Here is a 17576-nt window from a genome sequence, read left to right on the forward strand (position 1 = left end):
ACGGTCGCCCTCGCCCGCCGCCTTCGGCGAGAGATGTCGCCGCCGGAAGCGCGGCTATGGACCGCCCTGAGACGCGGCGGCTTGGACAGCCTGAAGTTTCGAAGACAGCATCCGATGGGGCGCTGCGTGTTGGACTTCTACTGCCCGGCCCTGAAGCTGGCGGTCGAGGTGGACAGCTACGCGCACTGCATCAACGAGCGGCCGGAACGCGACGCCGCGCGGGACCGGTGGCTGCTGAGCCAAGGTGTTCGCACCCTCCGCATTCCGGCGCACGATGTGTTGGAGTCCGTGGACGGCGCGCTAGGTCAGATCCGGGCGTTTATCGCGGCGAACAGGCCGAAGGCCCCTCCACCGCCGTTCGGCGGTCCCCCTCCCCCCGAGGGGGAGGAGAGTTATTTTATTGACCCTCACAGCGCCCTAAGCCTCGGCGTCTGCCGCCCGCCCAGCATCAACTCGCTCACCGCCCAGACCAAGGCGTCCGCGCGGTCGGGGCTGTGTTCCAGGTCGCCGGAGCCGAGCGCCATCAGCTCCTCCTCCAGCGCCACGAACGACCCGCAGTGCAGGACCCGGCCCTGTTCATACAAAGCCGCCACCGGCTCGGCCCGGGCGCGTTTGCCGACGCTGGCGCGGACCAGCTTCACGCGGCACGGCGGATCGGCCTGGGCCAGCACCGAGCGCACCATGTCGCCGCCCTGGTTGGCTTCGGCCACCAGCGCGTCGGCGGACCAGGCCCGCGCGGCCGCCACCGCCCTCGCCGCCCAGCCGGCGGGAGACAGGCCCCGCGCGGTCTCGTCGGCCAGAACGAAGGCGCGGTCGTCTCTTCGGCCCACGACCACGATCCCGCAGGCGTCGCCGCCGGCGGTCGCGGGCGGGTCGACGGCCACGACCACGCGGTCCAGGCGCGCGGGCCGCGCGGCGCGACAGCGGGCCAGATCCTCGGCGCGGAACAGGCCGCCGTCGGTCTCGACGATGACCCCGTCCAGCTCCTGGGCGGCCAGGCGCGTGCCGCCATAGAGGCTCTTCAGCGTCCGCAGGAAGGCGGGCGCCAGGTTGCCGGCGTTGGCGGACGTGCCCGCGCGGGTCAGGGAGACTCCGGGCTCGGCCATCAGCACCTTCAGGGCCCGATGGGGCTTGGGCGTGGTGGTCACCACCAGCCGCGGATCGGTCCCCAGGCGCAGGCCGAAACGCAGCATGGCCAGGGTCTCGCCGGGCTTGGGCCAGGCGCAGAACTCGTCGGCCCAGGCGGCGTGGAACTGCGGGCCGCGCAGGCTGTCCGGGTCCTCGGCCGAGAAGGCGTAGGCGGTCGCGCCGTTGGGCCACAGCAGGCGTCGGCGCGAGGCTTCCCAGCGGGGGCGTTCGTCGGGTGGCGAAAGCGCCTTAAGGCCGGAAGGCCCTTCGATCATCACCTCGCGCACGTCGTGGAAGGTGGGACCGACCAAGGCCAGCCGGGCGCCCGCCTTGGCCTGGTCGATCATCCAAGTGGCGCCCGCGTAGGTCTTGCCCGCGCCGCGTCCGCCCAGGAACAGCCAAGTGATCCAGGGGTCAGGCGGAGGGACCTGGTGATCCCCCCGGATGCGGAGCGTTCGAAGGCTCTCCGCCAGTTGGCTCGCCAAGTCCGGACGGTTCTCGTCGATCCCGCTCAGCCAGATATTTAAGCTCTCGGGATCCAGCAAACTTCGCCAGTCGCTCACGCACCTCGGCATGAAGCTCGGCGATACGCTGGGCGTTCCATGGGACGTCGTCATTCATCGCGGTCTCCGTATTGTTCCGGTCGGCGCCGGCCTCCGCCTTGTCGGCGCGCTGCAGGCTTGAGAGCGCTCGGCCGACCCGGCGGGCGCTCCCCCGGAACAGCTTGATGGCTCGGCCGGCCTTCGCGGCCTTGGCGGCGATCTCCATCCGCGCGTCGGAGGTCTTGTCCTCGCTGGCGGTCAGGATCTCGGACGCCGCCTTGGCGTAGGTCAGGGCCACCAACTCCTCGATGGCGCCGAGGGCGGCTTCGATGTCTTCGCTTTTCTGGGCCATGACACAAAGGTACGGCGCCAGCGGACGCGGATGATCCAGAAGGCTATAAAAGTGACAAGCCTCTGATTTCCCACAACTCCGTCTCGCCTACGCCGAGCATGGAGCGGCCTGAACGCTCGTACTTGCCCTCGCGGCCGGCTCGACAGCGGCCCGCGAGCCCGCCACGCTGCTCCGAAAAAGGGAGCGAGCATGATCGATCTTTCCGGAAGGACTGTGCTGGTCACCGGGGCCTCGTCCGGGATCGGGGCGCATCTGGCCCGCCGGGCCGCCGCCGCGGGCGCCAAGGTGGCCCTGGCCGCGCGGCGCGCCGACCGGCTGCAAGCGCTGGTCGACGAGATCGGCCCGAACGCGGCGGCCTTTTCGATGGACGTCGAGGACGAGGGCTCGATCATCGCCGGCTATGACGCGATCGAAGGCCGCCTGGGCGTCCCGGACACGGTGATCGCCAACGCCGGCATCAGCATCCAGGGCTCGGCGCTCGACATCGAGGCCGCCGACTTCGACAAGGTGATGGGCGTCAACACCCGGGGCGTCTTCCTGACCGCTCGCGAGGGGGCGCGGCGGATGATCCGGGCGGGCTCGGAAGCGAGCGGTCGCGGCCGCGTGCTGCTGATCGCCTCGATCGGCGCGCACAAGGTGCTGCCGGGCCTGACCGCCTATTGCACGTCCAAGGCCGCGACGGCCATGCTGGGCAAGAGCCTGGCGCGCGAATGGGCCCGCAAGGGGATCAACGTCAACGTCCTCTGCCCCGGCTATATCCGCACCGAGCTGAACAGCGACTGGTTCGACACCGAGGGCGGCCAGCGCCTGGTGGCCGGCTTCCCCCGCAAGCGGCTGATGGACGAGGAGGATCTGACGGGTACCGCGCTGTACCTGTGCTCCGACGCGGCGCGGGCGGTGACGGGCGGCGTGTTCACGGTCGACGACGGGCAATCGCTGTAAAAATCCTCCCCCTAGCGGGGGAGGTGGTCCGAAGGACCGGAGGGGGAAGTCCTGCTGCCCCTGCGTCTTCCCCCTCCGTCGTCTCTTCGAGCCGACACCTCCCCCGCTAGGGGGAGGATTTCCGATAAACCCACGCCCCCGGCAGCCCAAGGCGCTCGCAGGCCTCGTAGGGGGGCGCGCCGGGGATGGGGGCGCGGTCGGCGAGGCGGGCGGCGGCGCGGATCAGGGGGAGCTCCAGCGGCCTCGGCGACCACTCGCCCCCCAGGCCCAGCACCGCGCGGACCTCGCCCGGAACGAGCCCGACCGCCGCGCGGATCAGCGGATGCTGCAGCCGGCTCAAGGGCCCCGCGATCCGCACCCCGCGCATCAGGTTCAGGAACTCCAGCACGATCGCCGAGCGCTCCAGCCTGGGCAACATGGCCGCCAGCTGGGCCTTCCACGCGGCCTCGGACGTCGGCGCGCCCAGGGCCCCGTAGAGCCGCGCGGCCGGAGCGGCCTCCGCGTAAAAGCGGTCCCGATCGGCCGCCGACAGCGGCTCGACCAGGGCGTCATAGGCCGCGAGAAAGCCGAAGCTGGCCGTGGCCTGCACCCAGTCCAGCAGGGCGACCTCGTCGGCGCGATAGGCCTCGCCGCCGGGCGTCTTTCCGGCCACGCGGGCGTGCTGGCGGCCGACGCCGGCGATCATCGCCTCGGCGACCGAGCGCGCGCCATAGACCGTGACCATGGCCGCCAGGCCCGTGCGCTTGAGGCGGGTCAGCGGATCGGCGCGGAAGCTGGAATGCTCCCAGACGCCGGTGCGCACGCGCGGCTCGGCCAGTTCCAGGATCACGGCGGTGACGCCGCCCACGAACAGGCTGACCGGGTTCTTGAACACCCGCCAGGACACCGAATCCGCCGCGGCCAAGGCGGGCTCGCCCGCCGGCTGGCGGAAATCGACGCGCGGTCCGCCCTGAATCTCGAACAGGGACTTGGCGGCGTCGGCGAAACGGGCTTTCAAGGGGCGGCTCCGGGAACGGCTATGCGCACCCTAACGCTCAAAGCCGGACCGCGCGCATGGACTTGTCATGTTAGCGCTCCCATCTATAGCCATCGCAACGACAACACTCGCAGGACGACCAACGTGAATCTGACCGGCCAGCTTCTGATCGGCGGCGAAAGCCGCAAGGGGACCAACGGCGAGATCAAGGGCGTCAATCCGGCGACCGGCGAGATCCTGGAGCCCGCGTTCGGCGGCGCGACCAAGGCCGACGTCGACGCGGCCGCGGCCCTGGCGCACGAGGCCTTCGCCAGCTACCGCGCCCTACCCTACGAGACCCGCGCGACGTTCCTGGAGACGATCGCCGAGCACATCGAGGCGATCGGCGATGATCTGATCGTCCGCACCATGGCCGAGACCGGCCTGCCCCGCCCGCGCCTGGAAGGCGAGCGCGGCCGCACGGTCGGCCAGCTGCGCCTGTTCGCCGGCGTGCTGCGCGACGGCGGCTTCCTGGAAGCCCGCGTCGACCCGGCCATGCCGGACCGCAAGCCGCTGCCGCGTCCCGACCTGCGCCTGCGCAACGTGCCGCTGGGCCCGGTGGCCGTGTTCGGTGCCAGCAACTTCCCGCTGGCCTTCTCGGTGGCCGGCGGCGACACCGCCTCGGCGCTCGCGGCCGGCTGCCCGGTCATCGTCAAGGCTCACCCGGCCCACCCGGGCGCCTCGGAGCTGGTCGGCCGCGCCATCCAGGCCGCCGTCGCCGCCTGCGGCCTGCACCCGGGCGTGTTCTCGATGATCCACGACAGCGGCTACGAGGTCAGCCAGGCCCTGGTCGCCGATCCGCGCGTCAAGGCCGCCGGCTTCACCGGCTCGCGTCGCGGCGGTCTGGCTTTGCTGGCCATCGCCCAGGGCCGCCCCGAGCCGATCCCGTTCTACGCCGAGATGAGCAGCATCAACCCGGTGATCATGCTGCCCGCCGCCCTGAAGGCGCGCGGTCCGCAGATCGCTCCGGACTTCGTGGCCGCCCTGACCCTGGGCGCGGGCCAGTTCTGCACCAATCCCGGCCTGATCCTGGCGATCGAAGGCCCCGAGCTGGACGCCTTCGTCGAAGCCGCCGGCAAGGCGGTCGAGGCGGCGCCGGCCTCGGTCATGCTGACCCCCGGCATCTGCAAGGCCTTCGCCCATGGGGTCGCCGCCCTGACCGAAGCCAAGGAAGTGACCACGGTCGCGCGCGGCATCCCGGGTCCGGACGGCAGCCACACCGGCCGCGCGGCCCTGTTCAGCGTCGCGGCCAAGGACTTCCTGGCCAATCCGCACCTGCACGAGGAAGTGTTCGGCGCGGCCTCGGTCGTGGTCCGCGCCGCCGACCAGGCCGAGCTTGAGAAGGTCGTGGCCACCGTCGAAGGCCAGCTGACCATCGCCATCCACATGGACGAGGCCGACCATCCGATCGTCGCGGCCCTGCTGCCGACCCTGGAACTGAAGGCCGGCCGCATTCTCGTGAACGGCTTCGGCACCGGCGTGGAGGTGGCTCCGGCCATGGTCCACGGCGGCCCGTTCCCGGCCACCAGCGACGGCCGCACGACCTCGGTGGGGACACTCGCCATCGCCCGCTTCCTGCGCCCGGTCAGCTACCAGAACCTGCCCGAAGCCCTGCTGCCGGCCGAGCTGAAGACCGACAACCCGCTGGGCATCGCGCGGCGCGTGGATGGCAAGGTGAAGGTCGGCTGATAGCGGGCAAGCGATATTCTCTCCTCCCCCTCTGGGGGAGGGGGACCGCCGAACGGCGGTGGAGGGGCCAGCCGAAAGGTGCGGCCCCTCTTTCGTTTTCAGAACGGGTCTAGTTCGGCCTTCGACAGGATGTAGCCCCGCCTCTCAGGCCCCCTCCACCGGCGTTCGCCGGTCCCCCTCCCCCGAAGGGGGAGGAGAGATGGGTCAGGTCCGCCCCCTAGTGCCCCCCGGCGCTCGGCGGCTTGGCCATCTTGGCGACGTCCGCTTCCGTCACCGGCTTGGCATAAGCGTTGCCGAAGTGGGTGCGGACATAGGTGATCGCCTCGGCCATCTGGGCGTTGCTGAGCGTGCCCACGAAGCCGGGCATGGCGCCCTTGCCGCTGGTCACCACCATGATCGGATAGGCCGCGCCGGCCAGCTTGGGATTGCTCGCGAGCGCGGGAATGGTCCCCGCCCCCGTCCCGCCCTTGGCGTCGGCCATGTGGCAGGCCTGGCAGACCTGGGTATAGACCTGCTCGCCGGCCACCGGCTTGGCCGCGCGGACGATCCCGCCGCCGGTGTCGCCGCCGCCAGAAACGGGGGTTTGGGCGGGCGTCTGGGCCATGGCCGGGAAGGCCGCCAGCGCGGCGACCACCAGAATGAGCTTTCTCATGATCAAGCCTCCAGCGCGCGCTTGTGCAGACGGGTGATGGCGTCGATGGACGAGAGCAGCGCGCCCTCCATCCAGCAGCCGACGTAGCTGGCGTGCTCGCCGGCCAACACGATCCGGCGGTCCATGCCGACCAGGGTCTGGTAGTGCTGCTTGCGGGTGTCCTCGTTCCAGCGGGCGCAGCAGCCCAGGCTCCAGGGCACGCGGCTCCAGGCCACCGAGGCGCCCGAGGCGAACTCCTTGCGGTAGCTTTCCGGGTGGATCACCGAGCCTTGCGCCAGGGCGACCTCGATCCGCTGTTCGGGGGTCATGCCGGCCAGGCGATAGGCGCCCATCTCGCGGGCGAAAGCGCCCAAGAGCACGGCCGGGCCGTCCTTGAACATGTTGTTGTTCGGATAGGAGATCAGCGCGATCTCCTGGTCCGTGAAGCTGTGACCGCCATAGATGTAGTCGTCCTCTTCCCAGAAGCGGCGCTTCATCTCGAGGCCGATCTTGACCTGGCCGGAATACGGCACGGCCTTGATCGCGGCCATCATCTCGTCGGTGACCGCCAGGTCCATCTGTCCCAGCACGCCCAGCGGGATCGTGCAGACGCACCAGTCGGCCTTGGCGTCGGTCGCTTTGCCCGTGACGGTGTCGGTCCAGCTGACGGTGACGCCCTTGTCGTCCTGGGCGATCTTGCCGACCTTGGCGTTGTAGGTGATCAGGCCGTCCACCTGCTTGGCGAAGCCCTTGCCGATCATGTCCATGCCGCCGACGGGCTGGAACATGGTGGTCTGCATCTCGTGGTTCATGAAGAAGCCCATCGAGGTCCAGACCTGCGGGTCCAGCACGTCGTGCAGGCTGTAGAGGTCCTTGGAAGCGACCGGCGCGCCGTTGACGCCGCCGCCCGGCGGACGCTCGTAGCCCCGGTGCGACGAGGCCTTCAGGCTGGGCGAGTACTTGTAGTTGTTGTCCAGCAGGCCCCAGCCCTTCATGGCCTCCAGCAGCTTGTCGCGATCCTCGGCGGTGACGGTGTCGTCCAGCGCCTTGGCGTTGACCGACTTGGCCAGCAGCTCGGCGATATTGCCCTCGAAGTCGGCGGCGGCGGCGTTGAAGCGCACCGGCTTGCCGCCGAAGGCCTGGGACGAGTGGACCCAGCCGGAGTGGTTGAACTGGATGAACGGCTCCAGCGCCACGCCGAACGCCTTGCAGTAGTGAAGCAAGGTGCGGTGGTGGTGCGGGATCCGCCAGGGACCGGGGTTCAGGTAGTTGCCGGGCGAGAAGGCGACCTTCTGGGTCGCGCCGCCCAGCTCGGTGTAGGTGTCGCCGCCCCGCAGCGACCAGTTGCGGCCGCCGGGACGGTTCTGGAACTCCAGGATCTGAACCTTGTAGCCGGCCTTGCGCAGCTCATAGGCGGCCAGCATGCCGGCCAGGCCCGCGCCCAGCACGATGACGCTGGCGCCCGGGCGCGCGCCTTGCAGGTTCGGCGGGCCGTGGAACTGAGTCTCGGCCGCGTGGCCCAGCGTGGTCATCGCCTGATAGAGCGCCGCCGTCCCGCCGACCTTGGCGATGGCGGACAGAAGCTGGCGCCGCGTCGGCGCCCTGACACCCATGTCCATGTAAGCTCTTCCCCTCACGCGCCGCCGAATTCGGCGTGCGGATGAAAGGGCTATCAGCCGTCGCGCCCGCGGCGAGGGCTGGCTGGCCATCAAGCCGAACGATGCGGCCAAGGCTCCGATTTATCGGCGCCCGGACGGCTTGGCTGCGCGGGAACTGTGCAGCCTCAGGACCCCACCACCCGCAGCGACGGCCGCTGGTCGGACAGCCGCTCGAGCGGGACGACGAAGAAGAAGCTGGAGCCCTGCCCCGGCTCTGAGCGCACGTCGATCGATCCCCCCATCAGCTCGATCAGCTCGCGGCAAATCGACAGCCCCAGACCCGCGCCCTCATGCGACCGGGTCGTGGAGGAGTCGGCCTGCGAGAAGCGCCGAAACAAGCGGGGCAGCGATTGCGACGCGATGCCCGGACCGGTGTCCTCGACTTCGAAGCGCAAGCCCTTGGTCAGAGGACGAACGCGCACCGTCACGCCGCCGACCTCGGTGAACTTGATGGCGTTGGCCACCAGGTTGCCCAGCACCTGACGCAGCCGTATGGGGTCACCCGCCCACCGTCCGCGCGCCTCGGCCGCGACATCCACCTTCAGAGCGAGGTTCTTGGCCGCGGCCGCACCCGAGAAGGCCGAGCAGGCCGCGTCGACCATCTCGACCAGATCGAAGGGCTGATCGCGCAAGCGCATCGCGCGGCGCTCCAGCCGGGCGACATCGAGGATGTCGTTGAGCAGCGCCATCAGCGAACGCGCCGACTCTTCCAGAATGCGCAGGCGTCGGGCCTGGGGCTCGCTCAACGCATCGGCCGACATGACCTGGGCCATGCCCAGCACACCGTTCAGCGGCGTGCGAATCTCGTGGCTCATATTGGCCAGGAACAGCGTCTTGGCGGCGTTCGCGGCCTCGGCCTCTTCCTTGGCGGCGATCAGCTGGCGACGGCTTTCGCGGATCTGGTCCAGCGCCTCCATGACGCGCCGAAGCAGGAAGAAGGCGGCCAGGCTCATCACCAGGAAGCCGAGCGCGAGCCAGGGCGCCAGGCTCTTGATCAGGGACAGGCCCGGATCGGCGGCGTCCCACGACAACACCCCGATCGGCCGCCCGTTGATATCGGCGAGCTGCACGCGAGGCTTGAGGCCGGGAGGCGCGGCGAGCAGTTTGAGGTCCTCGAGGCCCAGGTCGCCGGCGAAGCGGCCGACGAAGCGCCCATCCATCCGCCGAGCGGCGACGACCACCGCCGACGGGCCGGCATAGGCGTCGGCGACCGCCCGGCTTTCGGGGGTCACGGACGCGAAAGCCACCAGATAGACCGCTCCGTCGACCTTCATCAGCCCCGTACGGGTCACCTCGGCGCCGGTGCTCAGGCGGCCCTTGGACAGGACGGCGGCGGCGTCCTTGGCCACCTGGGCGGCGATCGGCGCGGCCTGGGCCGGGAAGCCGCCCAACGCCCGCGCGTCGCCGCGCTTGCCGTCCCTCGACGCGTAGATCACCCTGCCGTCGCGCAGGACGAAGGCCACGTCGTGCTCGAACTGCTCCTTGTAGTAGGCGCCGAAATTGATGTCGGCCCAGGGCGCGTCGACCTTGGCCCCCATGGCGGTGTAGGCCGCGTCCCAAACGGTGGCCGAGGTCAGCTCGCGCGTCATGCGCTCCAGCGAAACCTCGATCGAGCGGCGGACAAGGCGGATCTCATCCCGCGCCTCGATGCGGTCCAGGGTGCGCGCCGTCAGGACCATCAGGCCCAGACCGCCAAGAATCGACACCACCACCAGAACGGCGACAGCGGCGACCATCCCCTGGATCAATCGCATCGGCCGCTTGAAAGGCCGGCGGGAAAAAGAAGACTTCCGCATCATCACCCACGCCTACGCCGCTAGGGATAGCGAAGCGTAAAACGCGGCTTTTGGCCACATGCGCCGTCCGCCGCGGTCTCTCGCCAGGCGAAGCGTTGGATCAATCCACCGCCAGCATGCCTTCCAGCTTCAGGCGGAAGATCAGCACGCTGTCGGGCGGAATCTCGCCCATGTCGCGCGAGCCGTAGCCGAGCTCGGCGGGGATGTAGAGCGTCCACTCGTCGCCCACATGCATCAGCGGCAGGGCGTCCAGCCAACCCTGGATCAGGCCGTCGGCGGGCATGATCGCCGCCTTGCCGCGCGCGAAGCTGCTGTCGAACACGGTCCCGTTCAGCAGCTTGCCCTCGTAGTTGACCTTGATGATGTCGCCCAGCTTCGGCGAGGGGCCGGTCTTGGGGCCGCTGGTCACGACCTTGTATTGCAGGCCGGACGGCAGGGTGACGACGCCCGGGGCCTTGGCGTTCTTCTCTAGGAAGGCCTTGCCGGCGACGGCGGCGGCCGAGGGCCCGGCGTTCAGTTGCGGCGGCGGCGAGGGCTGAGGGGTCTGGGCGTGGGCGGCGCCGGCGACGAGCGCGGCGGCGAGGGCCAGGGGAGCGAGAAGGCGCATGGGGACTTTCGGGACTCATTGGTCGGTGTCGATCAGCGACACCCTAGCGGGGGTTCACCCGAACTTCGCGGCGAAATTTGGGGGAGGACGTAAGCGCCCCCTCCGTCACGCCGCCTTCGGCGTCGCGCCACCTCCCCCGCTTCGCGAGGGAGGAGGACGAGTCATCCTCCCCCGTGCAAACGGGGGAGGTGGATCGCCGCGGATACGCGGCGAGACGGAGGGGGCGCTCTACCTACCGCTCCGCCCCGTGGGCATAGACGCCCAGCATGGTCCCGACGAAGCCGCCGGCGACCTTGGTGCTCAGAGAGGTCCCGTCGGCGCCGGCCTTCAGCGTTTCCCACTTCCCGGGCGCGGTCCCGTAGGCGAAGTCCAGCGCCCCCGCCTTGACGTCGATCTTCAGGTTCAGCGGTTGACCGTTCTTGAGGGAAACCGGCTTTTCAGCCACCACGACGCCGTCCACCGGGTCGTCCTTGCCGGTGCGCTTCTCGACCCGCACCAGCGTCTTGCCGCCGTCGCGGACCAGGCCCACGAACCAGTAGAAGTCGTCGGACTGCAGGGCCACCAGGCCCGCCTTGTCGCCGTCGGCCTTGGGCGTGAAGCGCACGGTGGTCGAGGCGGTGGCGTTCATGTGCTGCTGGCGGCGCGCCCAGATCGAGGGCTGCTGCTGGCCGCCCAGCTTGTCCTCGCGGGCTTCCAGATTCAGCGTCCCGCCCTTCACCGACCACCAGCGCGAGGTCGGGATGCGCATGGTCATCCAGCCAGGGGGCAGTTCGGGGCCCGCGAAGCTCTCGGCGGCCTTGAACGGACCCGAGGTCGGCGGGGCCGGCGTTTTCGGCAGCTTCGGCGCGTCGGCGACGTAGGGGATGGTCTTGCCGTTCTCCAGGATCACCGGCCAGCCGTCCTTCCACTCGACGGGCAGCAGGAAGGTCTCGCGGCCGGTGTTGTAGAGGTCGTCGCCATAGGGCCGCACGGCCAGGAAGGTCGCCCACCACTTGCCGTCCGGCGTGTCGACGATGTCGGCGTGGCCGGCCGAGGTGATCGGCAGCGGCCGGTCCTTGGGCAGGCCGCGCTGGGTCAGGATCGGGTTCTTCTCATAGGGGATGTACGGACCGGTCACCGCCTTGGCGCGCAGCACCACCTGGCTGTGGCCCTCGGCCGTGCCGCCCTCGGCGGCGGTCAGATAGTACCAGCCGTCCTTCTTCAGGATGTGCGGCCCCTCGGGCCAGATCGGCTTGGTCGAGGGATCCACGCCCTTGTCCAGCAGCACCGTGCGCGGGCCGATCGTCTTTTGGCTCTTGGGGTCGTACTCCTGGATCCAGATGGCGCGGTGGCCGCGGTATTCGGCGGGCCCGGGCGGTTCCTCGTTGTTGACGATCCAGCCGCGGCCGTCGTCGTCGAAGAACAGCGAAGCGTCGATGCCGCCCACCTGTGGCAGCCACACCGGATCCGACCACGGCCCCTTCGGGTCCTTGGCGGTGATCAGGAAATTGCCGCCGCAGTCGACGCAGGTGTTGAGGATGTAGAACAGGCCGTCGTGGTGGGTGATGGCCGGCGCGAACACCGCCCGCGACAGGCCCAGGCGCTTGAAGTCCAGCATGCCCGGCCGATCGATGGCGTTGCCGATCTGGGTCCAGTTGACCAGGTCGGTCGAGTGGTGGATCGGCAGGCCCGGGAACCAGGCGAAGGTCGAGTTGACCAGGTAATAGTCACCTCCCACCCGCGTGACGCTGGGGTCGGGGTAAAAGCCCTGCACGACCGGATTACGGTACTGGCCGGGGCCCACCTTGATCGCGTCGGACGGGTCGCTGCCCTGATAGACGAAGTTGCTGAAGGCGGCGGTGTTGGGCGCGGCGTTCGCGGCCAGCAGGGCCAGGGCTACGGTCAGTCTGATCATCCGCCTATTCCTTCAACAGTATAAAATGACGTGTCATCCCGGAAGCCTCGCAGAGGCTATCCGGGACCCAGGGAGTGCGGGAACGCCGCGCTTGCGGCCCCTGGGTCCCGGCTCTTCGCTTCGCTGCGGCCGGGATGACACGGATGTTTGGTGCGAGACCCCTACCGCGCCGGCGCGGCCCGCAGCGCGGCGGCCACGGCCCCGCGCAGGGGCTTGGGCTTGTAGTCGTCGTCGTAGAGGGTCGGGCGCTTGGGTTTCTTGTCCTCGCGCAGCCATTGGCCCTGCAGCCACGAGTACTTGTCGATCATGCCCCAGGCCAAAACCTCCTTGGTCTGGCGGTAGCTGAGCACCTGGTCGAGGAAGGCCTTGGCGTAGGCCGCCACCGCCGCGTCGCGCGGCGCGAACTCGGCCGGCAGGCCCTTGTCGTGGACGTCGAACTCGGTGACCAGCAGGTCGTAGCCCATGCCGGTGACGTCGTTCAGGAACGCCGTCCACTCCTTCTCCTGCGGCTTGCCAAAGCCGGTGAAACTATCTGCATTTTCCGCCCCGATGTGGCTCTGGATGCCCAGGGCGTCGACGGGCGTGCCGCGCTTCTTGAAGCCTTCCAGCAGCTTGAGCACGCCGTAGCGATGCTTCTCGTTGCCGACCTGCTGGCTCATGTAGTCGTTATAGACGAGGCGGGCCTTGGGCGCGGCCTGGCGGGCGACGTGGAAGGAGAGGTCCAGCACCTCCTCCTTGCCCATGGCGTCGGACAGGAAGGTCGAGCGGATCGAGCCGTCCTTGGGATCGACCGTCTCGTTGACCACGTCCCACGAGATCATCTGCGGATAGCGCTGGCACAGGGCCTGGATGTGCTCGGTGACCATCTTGGCCGCCGCCTGGGCGGGCTTGGCGCCGAAATCATAGGTCTTGGTCCAGGCCGGGAACCACTGCGGGTGGTGCCACAGCAGGGTGTGGCCGCGCAGGGCCTGGCCGTTCTCCTTGGCGAAGGCGGCGATGCGGTCGGCGCGGCTGAAGTCGAAGGCCTCAGGCCCGGCCAGGCGGACCACGTACCACTTCAGCTCGTTCTCGGGGACCAGCACCCCGCACTCGCGGGCCAGGATGGCGCGGTAGCGAGCGTCCTCGAACGGGCCGGTGGTCGCGCCGGGGGGGCCGGCCGGGACCGCCGAGCCGAAGTAGAGGCCCTTGGCCTGGGCCAGATCACGCAGCGGCGTCTCGTCGGCGAAGGCGCGGGGCGCGGCCAGGCTGGCGGCTGCCGCGGCGGCGAGTCCCAGGGCCTGTCGTCGCGTGGGGTCGATCGTGTTCGAAGCCATGGGCGCCTCCCGCTTATCGGCAGCTCGTTACCGCTACCATTTTGCAGGCAGATCACCCTAGGCCGGCGATGGGGTCAACCCATTAGAGCGCGCCTTTCCACACCTGCACCAACAGCCATGTCATCCCGGCCGAAGCGGAGCGGAGAGCCGGGACCCAGGGGGTGCGGGAACTCAGCGCTTGTCGCCCCTGGGTCCCGGATAAGCGCTGCGCGCTTTCCGGGATGACACGGGAGTTGGTGGCTGGAGTTTTACTTCCCCGTCACCGACAGCACGGCCAGGGTCATGGCCTCGACGCCCGTGCGGATGCTGGGCTCGGGCGTGGGGGCGAAGAACGGCGAGTGGTTGCTGGGCAGCGCCTTGCCCTCGGCCTTGGCCTTCTCGACCGTCGCGCGGTCGAAGCCGCCGATGCCGAAATACAGCGACGGCACGCCGGCGATGACGAACTCCGAATAGTCCTCCGACGCCGAGCCGGGCTTGGTCTGGGCCACCGCGCGGGCGCCGAAGGCGGCCTTGAACACCGCCGCCGTCCGATCGGTCAGGGTCTGGTCGTTGACCACCATCTTGCCGCCGGGGTTCAGCTTGACGTCGGCGGGCGGCGCGCCGGCCATGTCGACCACCGCCTTGGCCGTGCGCTTGACCCCGTCGAGGATCTTCTCGCGCACGGCGTCGTCCTGGGTGCGGACCGTGCCGCGCACCCGGGCCATGTCGGGGATGATGTTGCCGGCGCTGCCCGCCTGGATCGAGCCGATCGTGACGACGCCGAACGCCGAAGGGTCCTTCTCGCGGCTGATCACGCTCTGGACGTCGACGGTGAAGCGGGCGGCCATCATCACCGGATCGATCGTCGTCGACGGCATCGAGCCGTGGCCGCCGCGGCCGTTGAAGGTGATGTCGAGGCCGTCCGAGGTCGAGCTGATCACGCCGGCCTTATAATAGACCTCGCCGGCCACGCCGTTGCCCACGTGCAGGGCGAAGCCGTAGTCGGGCTTGCCGCCGATCTTGTCCCACAGCCCGTCGGTCAGCATGGCCTTGGCGCCGCCGATGACCTCCTCGGCCGGCTGCGCGACGAAGACCAGCGTGCCCTTCCACTTGGACTTCATGGCCACCAGCTGGCGGGCGGTCCCCAGCCAGGCGGCCATGTGGATGTCGTGGCCGCAGGAATGGGCGACGAAGGTCTGGCCGTCGCGCCAGGTCGCGGTCGCCCGGCTGGCGTAGGGCAGGCCCGACTTCTCCTCCATGGGCAGGCCGTCCATCTCGGTGCGGATCAGGACCTTGGGGCCCTCCCCGTTCTTGAGGACCGCCACCACGCCGGTCTTGCCGACACCCTCGGTGACGGTGAAGCCGAGAGCCCGCATCTCGGCCGCCAGGGTCTTGGCGGTCTGGACCTCCTGGAAGGCCAGCTCGGGATGGGCGTGGATCGTCTTGTAGACCGCCTCCAGCGCCGGATAGTCGCGGTCCAGCTGGGCGTCGATGACCTTCAACGTCGCCGGCGCGTTCTTGACCGCCATTTGGGGCGCGGCCTGGGCGCTGGCGGCGAGAACGAGGGCCAAGGCGGCGGCGGCGAACAGGGGCTTCATGGGACTCTCAAGCGAATGGCGTCGCTTAAGATGACGCATGGCGGACGCTGATCCGCCACCCTTATCGTCATCCCGCGCTTTATGCGCGGGACCCATTTATCCGCCGCACGGGCAGCGAAAACCCATCAGCGCACTTGCGAGCTGAACCATGGGTCCCGCGCATAAAGCGCGGGATGACGGTGGTTTATTAGGAGCCCCCTACTGACCGTTCCCCGGCGCCCAGCGGAACTTCAGGCCCTGATAGTACTCCAGCGGTTTTTCCGGAGGCTTCTCCCCCGCCGGCAGCGCGCGCTTGGAGAAGGTCTGGAACCAGGCGATCGAGGCGTCGCGCCACCACTGGGCCTCGTGGCGCTGGATCTTCAGGAAGTCGGCGACCTCGGCGTGGCGCGGGGCGTCGACATACGGCGCCAGGCTGGCCCACGCGCGGTTCATGCCGTCGACGTACGAGACGCCGCGCGAGTAGTGCTTGACCATGCCGTCCCACAGGGTGTCGCCGGACTTCAGGCGATAGTCCCAGGGCAGGTGGTGGAACCACAGCAGGTCCTTCTCGTCGACGCACTTGAGGTCGGCGAAGCAGGCCCCGACCGGCGGCGCGTACTGGCTGGTCGCGTCGCTGCCGGTCGGCGTGCGGTCGAAGCCGATGCCGTCGGCGCTGGCCTTGGCGTAGTAGACGCTGGTCCAGTCGGCGCGCGGACCGCCCGACACCCAGGGACCGGGACCGTAGTGGTGGCCCTCGCCCATCTGGTGGTGCAGGCCCAGCGGGGTCATGTAGTCCACCGCCGCCTCGCGCGAGCCCATCATCATGTCCACGGCGGGCTTCACGAAGCGCTCGTCGTTGGTGAAGGTCATCTTGGCCCAGTCGCGGGCGATGGCGCGGGTGTCGGCCTCCGGATCCCAGGCCAGGCGGCCGAAGACGTACCAGTTGGCCTGGTCGAACTGCGAGCCGCTCCAGTTGCGGTCGGAGCCGATGTTGGCCACGCCCGCCATCACCGTCAGCTTACGGCCGTCCAGCTGGCCGTCGACCACCTTGGCCACCGTCGAGCCCTTGCCCTTGACCATGGTGTCGGCCTTCAGGGTCTCCTCGAATAGCGGGCCCAGATAGACGAGGTGGGTGGCGAAGCCGAGGTATTCCTTGGTGATCTGGAACTCCATGCCGATGTTGCTCTTGGGCATGGCCCCGAACAGCGGGTGGAAGGGCTCGCGCGGCTGGAAGTCGATCGCGCCGTTCTTGACCTGGATGACCACGTTGTCGGCGAACTGGCCGTCGAACGCCTTGAACTCGGTATAGCCCTGCTTGGCGCGGTCGTCCGGCTGCTCGTGCGAGTAGACGAAGGCGCGCCAGATCACGACGCCGCCGTGCGGGCCCACGGCCTGCGCCAGCATGTTCGCGCCGTCGACATGGGTGCGGCCGTAGTCCTGCGGACCCGGCTGGCCTTCGGAATTGGCCTTCACCAGGAAGCCGCCGAAGTCGGGAATCTCTTTGTAGATCTCGTCGGCCTTGGCCTTCCAGAAAGCGCGGACGGCCGGGTCCAGCGGGTCGGCGGTCTTCAGGCCGCCGATCTCGATCGGGGCCGAGAAGCGGGCCGACAGATAGACCTTGATGCCGTAGGGGCGGAAGGTGTCGGCCAGGGCCGCGGCCTTGTCGATGAAGGGCGCGGTCAGGCTGTCGGCCTTGGCGTTGACGTTGTTCAGCACCGCGCCATTGATGCCAATAGAAGCGTTGGCGCGGGCGTAGTCGACCATGCGTGGGTCAACGTGGTCGGGCAGCTTCCACCAGTCGAAGATCGACTGGCCCGAATAGCCGCGCTCGACCGTGCGGTTCAGGTTGTCCCAGTGGTTGAGCATGCGCAGCTTGACCTTGGGCGCGCTGGCGAGGTCGAGGCTAGCGACCGGCTGGCGGGTCTGGATCAGCTCCAGATAGCGGAACACGCCATACAGCACGCCGATGTCGCGGTTGGCGGCGATCACCGTGGTCGCCTTGCCGTTCACCGGCAGGGTGCGGATCAGATAGCCGTCCTCGCCCAGGGCCTTCAGCGGCAGGTTCAGCTTGGCGATCGCGGGATCGGAGGCCGCGCCCAGCAGGATGACGCCGTCGCGCGTCCCGGCGGCGGCCTCGGCCGGCTTGCCGACGAGGCCAGTCAGGCCCCGCTCCAGCTCGGCGCGGGCGACCTTGATCGTGGGCGCGTCGCGGGTCGGGGCGATGGCGGCGGCGCGGGCGGCGTAGGCGCCCTTGGCCGAGGCCTCGACCGGCTTGTAGCGCAGCCACAGGTCATAGCCGTCCTCGGCGCGCGCGGCCGGAGCGGCGAGCAACAGCAAAACAGCCGCGAAAGCCATCAAACGCATCATCGTTTCCTACCCTAATCCCGGCTCTTATGACCTTCCGAACCCGGAAAGACGCGAGAACTCAAGCGTCTTCGGAGGTCCGGTCTTGT

The 17576-nt window shown here is 69.4% G+C and carries 13 protein-coding genes and 3 pseudogenes; 4 read left to right on the plus strand and 12 right to left on the minus strand.

Going from position 1 to position 17576, the window contains the following annotated elements; translation table 11 throughout:
- Positions 1-33 precede the first annotated feature (33 nt).
- A pseudogene (locus J2728_RS00445) lies at positions 34-264 on the plus strand (endonuclease domain-containing protein); the annotation flags it as partial.
- 79 nt (positions 265-343) lie between these two features.
- Positions 344-421, plus strand: a pseudogene (locus J2728_RS22160) (hypothetical protein); the annotation flags it as partial.
- Here J2728_RS22160 and J2728_RS00450 read toward each other — a convergent pair.
- Both J2728_RS00450 and J2728_RS22165 read right to left on the minus strand, forming a co-directional pair.
- On the minus strand, positions 408-1613 hold the full coding sequence (locus tag J2728_RS00450) for a DNA-packaging protein (RefSeq protein ID WP_404979673.1): 1206 nt from the start codon (positions 1611-1613) through the stop codon (positions 408-410). The pseudogene J2728_RS22160 and the gene J2728_RS00450 sit on opposite strands and share 14 nt — an antisense overlap.
- Entirely contained in the window at positions 1543-2022 is a 480-nt protein-coding gene (locus J2728_RS22165; RefSeq protein WP_404979674.1) for a hypothetical protein, read from the minus strand. The genes J2728_RS00450 and J2728_RS22165 overlap by 71 nt, the downstream gene beginning before the upstream one ends.
- Positions 2023-2211: 189 nt before the next feature.
- Between J2728_RS22165 and J2728_RS00455 the strand changes: the two genes are divergently transcribed.
- Entirely contained in the window at positions 2212-2964 is a 753-nt protein-coding gene (locus J2728_RS00455) for an SDR family oxidoreductase (RefSeq protein WP_309995071.1), read from the plus strand.
- Positions 2965-3070: 106 nt separating this feature from the next.
- On the opposite strand, the gene J2728_RS00460 is transcribed toward J2728_RS00455, so the two are convergent.
- Entirely contained in the window at positions 3071-3961 is an 891-nt protein-coding gene (locus tag J2728_RS00460; RefSeq protein WP_309995073.1) for an oxygenase MpaB family protein, read from the minus strand.
- A 123-nt stretch (positions 3962-4084) separates the two neighbouring features.
- Here J2728_RS00460 and J2728_RS00465 point away from each other — a divergent pair, with 123 nt between their 5' ends.
- Positions 4085-5668 carry an aldehyde dehydrogenase (NADP(+)) gene (locus J2728_RS00465; protein ID WP_309995075.1) on the plus strand — a complete coding sequence of 528 codons (1584 nt, stop codon included), beginning with the start codon at positions 4085-4087 and terminating at the stop codon, positions 5666-5668.
- Here the strand turns inward: J2728_RS00465 and J2728_RS00470 are convergent.
- The 9 genes and pseudogenes from J2728_RS00470 to J2728_RS00515 form a co-directional block, all read right to left on the minus strand.
- Positions 5661-5747, minus strand: a pseudogene (locus J2728_RS00470) (hypothetical protein); the annotation flags it as partial. The gene J2728_RS00465 and the pseudogene J2728_RS00470 sit on opposite strands and share 8 nt — an antisense overlap.
- A 138-nt stretch (positions 5748-5885) precedes the next feature.
- Positions 5886-6320, minus strand: a complete 435-nt coding sequence (locus J2728_RS00475; protein WP_309995077.1) for a c-type cytochrome — start codon at positions 6318-6320, stop codon at positions 5886-5888.
- A gap of 2 nt (positions 6321-6322) precedes the next feature.
- Entirely contained in the window at positions 6323-7918 is a 1596-nt protein-coding gene (locus J2728_RS00480; protein ID WP_309995079.1) for a flavin monoamine oxidase family protein, read from the minus strand.
- Between the two features lie 164 nt (positions 7919-8082).
- On the minus strand, positions 8083-9711 hold the full coding sequence (locus tag J2728_RS00485; protein WP_309995081.1) for a sensor histidine kinase: 1629 nt from the start codon (positions 9709-9711) through the stop codon (positions 8083-8085).
- 142 nt (positions 9712-9853) lie between these two features.
- A complete protein-coding gene (locus J2728_RS00490; protein ID WP_309995083.1) occupies positions 9854-10360 on the minus strand; it encodes a BamJ family beta-barrel-assembly machinery protein in 507 nt (168 codons plus the stop codon).
- Between the two features lie 232 nt (positions 10361-10592).
- Complete coding sequence (locus J2728_RS00495) at positions 10593-12254, minus strand: glycoside hydrolase family 43 protein (RefSeq protein ID WP_309995085.1); 1662 nt, start codon at positions 12252-12254, stop codon at positions 10593-10595.
- A 161-nt stretch (positions 12255-12415) separates the two neighbouring features.
- Complete coding sequence (locus tag J2728_RS00500) at positions 12416-13567, minus strand: endo-1,4-beta-xylanase (RefSeq protein ID WP_309995087.1); 1152 nt, start codon at positions 13565-13567, stop codon at positions 12416-12418.
- Between the two features lie 248 nt (positions 13568-13815).
- Entirely contained in the window at positions 13816-15144 is a 1329-nt protein-coding gene (locus tag J2728_RS00510; protein WP_309995089.1) for an amidohydrolase, read from the minus strand.
- 198 nt (positions 15145-15342) lie between these two features.
- Positions 15343-17487, minus strand: coding sequence for an alpha-glucuronidase family glycosyl hydrolase (locus tag J2728_RS00515; protein WP_309995091.1), 2145 nt, complete (start codon positions 17485-17487; stop codon positions 15343-15345).
- Positions 17488-17576 lie beyond the last annotated feature (89 nt).

Source organism: Caulobacter segnis (genome assembly GCF_031454995.1).
In the GTDB taxonomy this organism is placed as follows: domain Bacteria; phylum Pseudomonadota; class Alphaproteobacteria; order Caulobacterales; family Caulobacteraceae; genus Caulobacter; species Caulobacter segnis_E.

Bases quoted from the DNA above. Each gene is read 5' to 3' on its own strand.
- J2728_RS22165 (WP_404979674.1), bottom strand. From the start codon at position 2,022: ATGGCCCAGAAAAGCGAAGACATCGAAGCCGCCCTCGGCGCCATCGAG.
- J2728_RS00455 (WP_309995071.1), top strand. From the start codon at position 2,212: ATGATCGATCTTTCCGGAAGGACTGTGCTGGTCACCGGGGCCTCGTCC.
- J2728_RS00475 (WP_309995077.1), bottom strand. From the start codon at position 6,320: ATGAGAAAGCTCATTCTGGTGGTCGCCGCGCTGGCGGCCTTCCCGGCC.
- J2728_RS00480 (WP_309995079.1), bottom strand. From the start codon at position 7,918: ATGGACATGGGTGTCAGGGCGCCGACGCGGCGCCAGCTTCTGTCCGCC.
- J2728_RS00485 (WP_309995081.1), bottom strand. From the start codon at position 9,711: ATGCGATTGATCCAGGGGATGGTCGCCGCTGTCGCCGTTCTGGTGGTG.
- J2728_RS00490 (WP_309995083.1), bottom strand. From the start codon at position 10,360: ATGCGCCTTCTCGCTCCCCTGGCCCTCGCCGCCGCGCTCGTCGCCGGC.
- J2728_RS00495 (WP_309995085.1), bottom strand. From the start codon at position 12,254: ATGATCAGACTGACCGTAGCCCTGGCCCTGCTGGCCGCGAACGCCGCG.
- J2728_RS00500 (WP_309995087.1), bottom strand. From the start codon at position 13,567: ATGGCTTCGAACACGATCGACCCCACGCGACGACAGGCCCTGGGACTC.
- J2728_RS00510 (WP_309995089.1), bottom strand. From the start codon at position 15,144: ATGAAGCCCCTGTTCGCCGCCGCCGCCTTGGCCCTCGTTCTCGCCGCC.
- J2728_RS00515 (WP_309995091.1), bottom strand. From the start codon at position 17,487: ATGCGTTTGATGGCTTTCGCGGCTGTTTTGCTGTTGCTCGCCGCTCCG.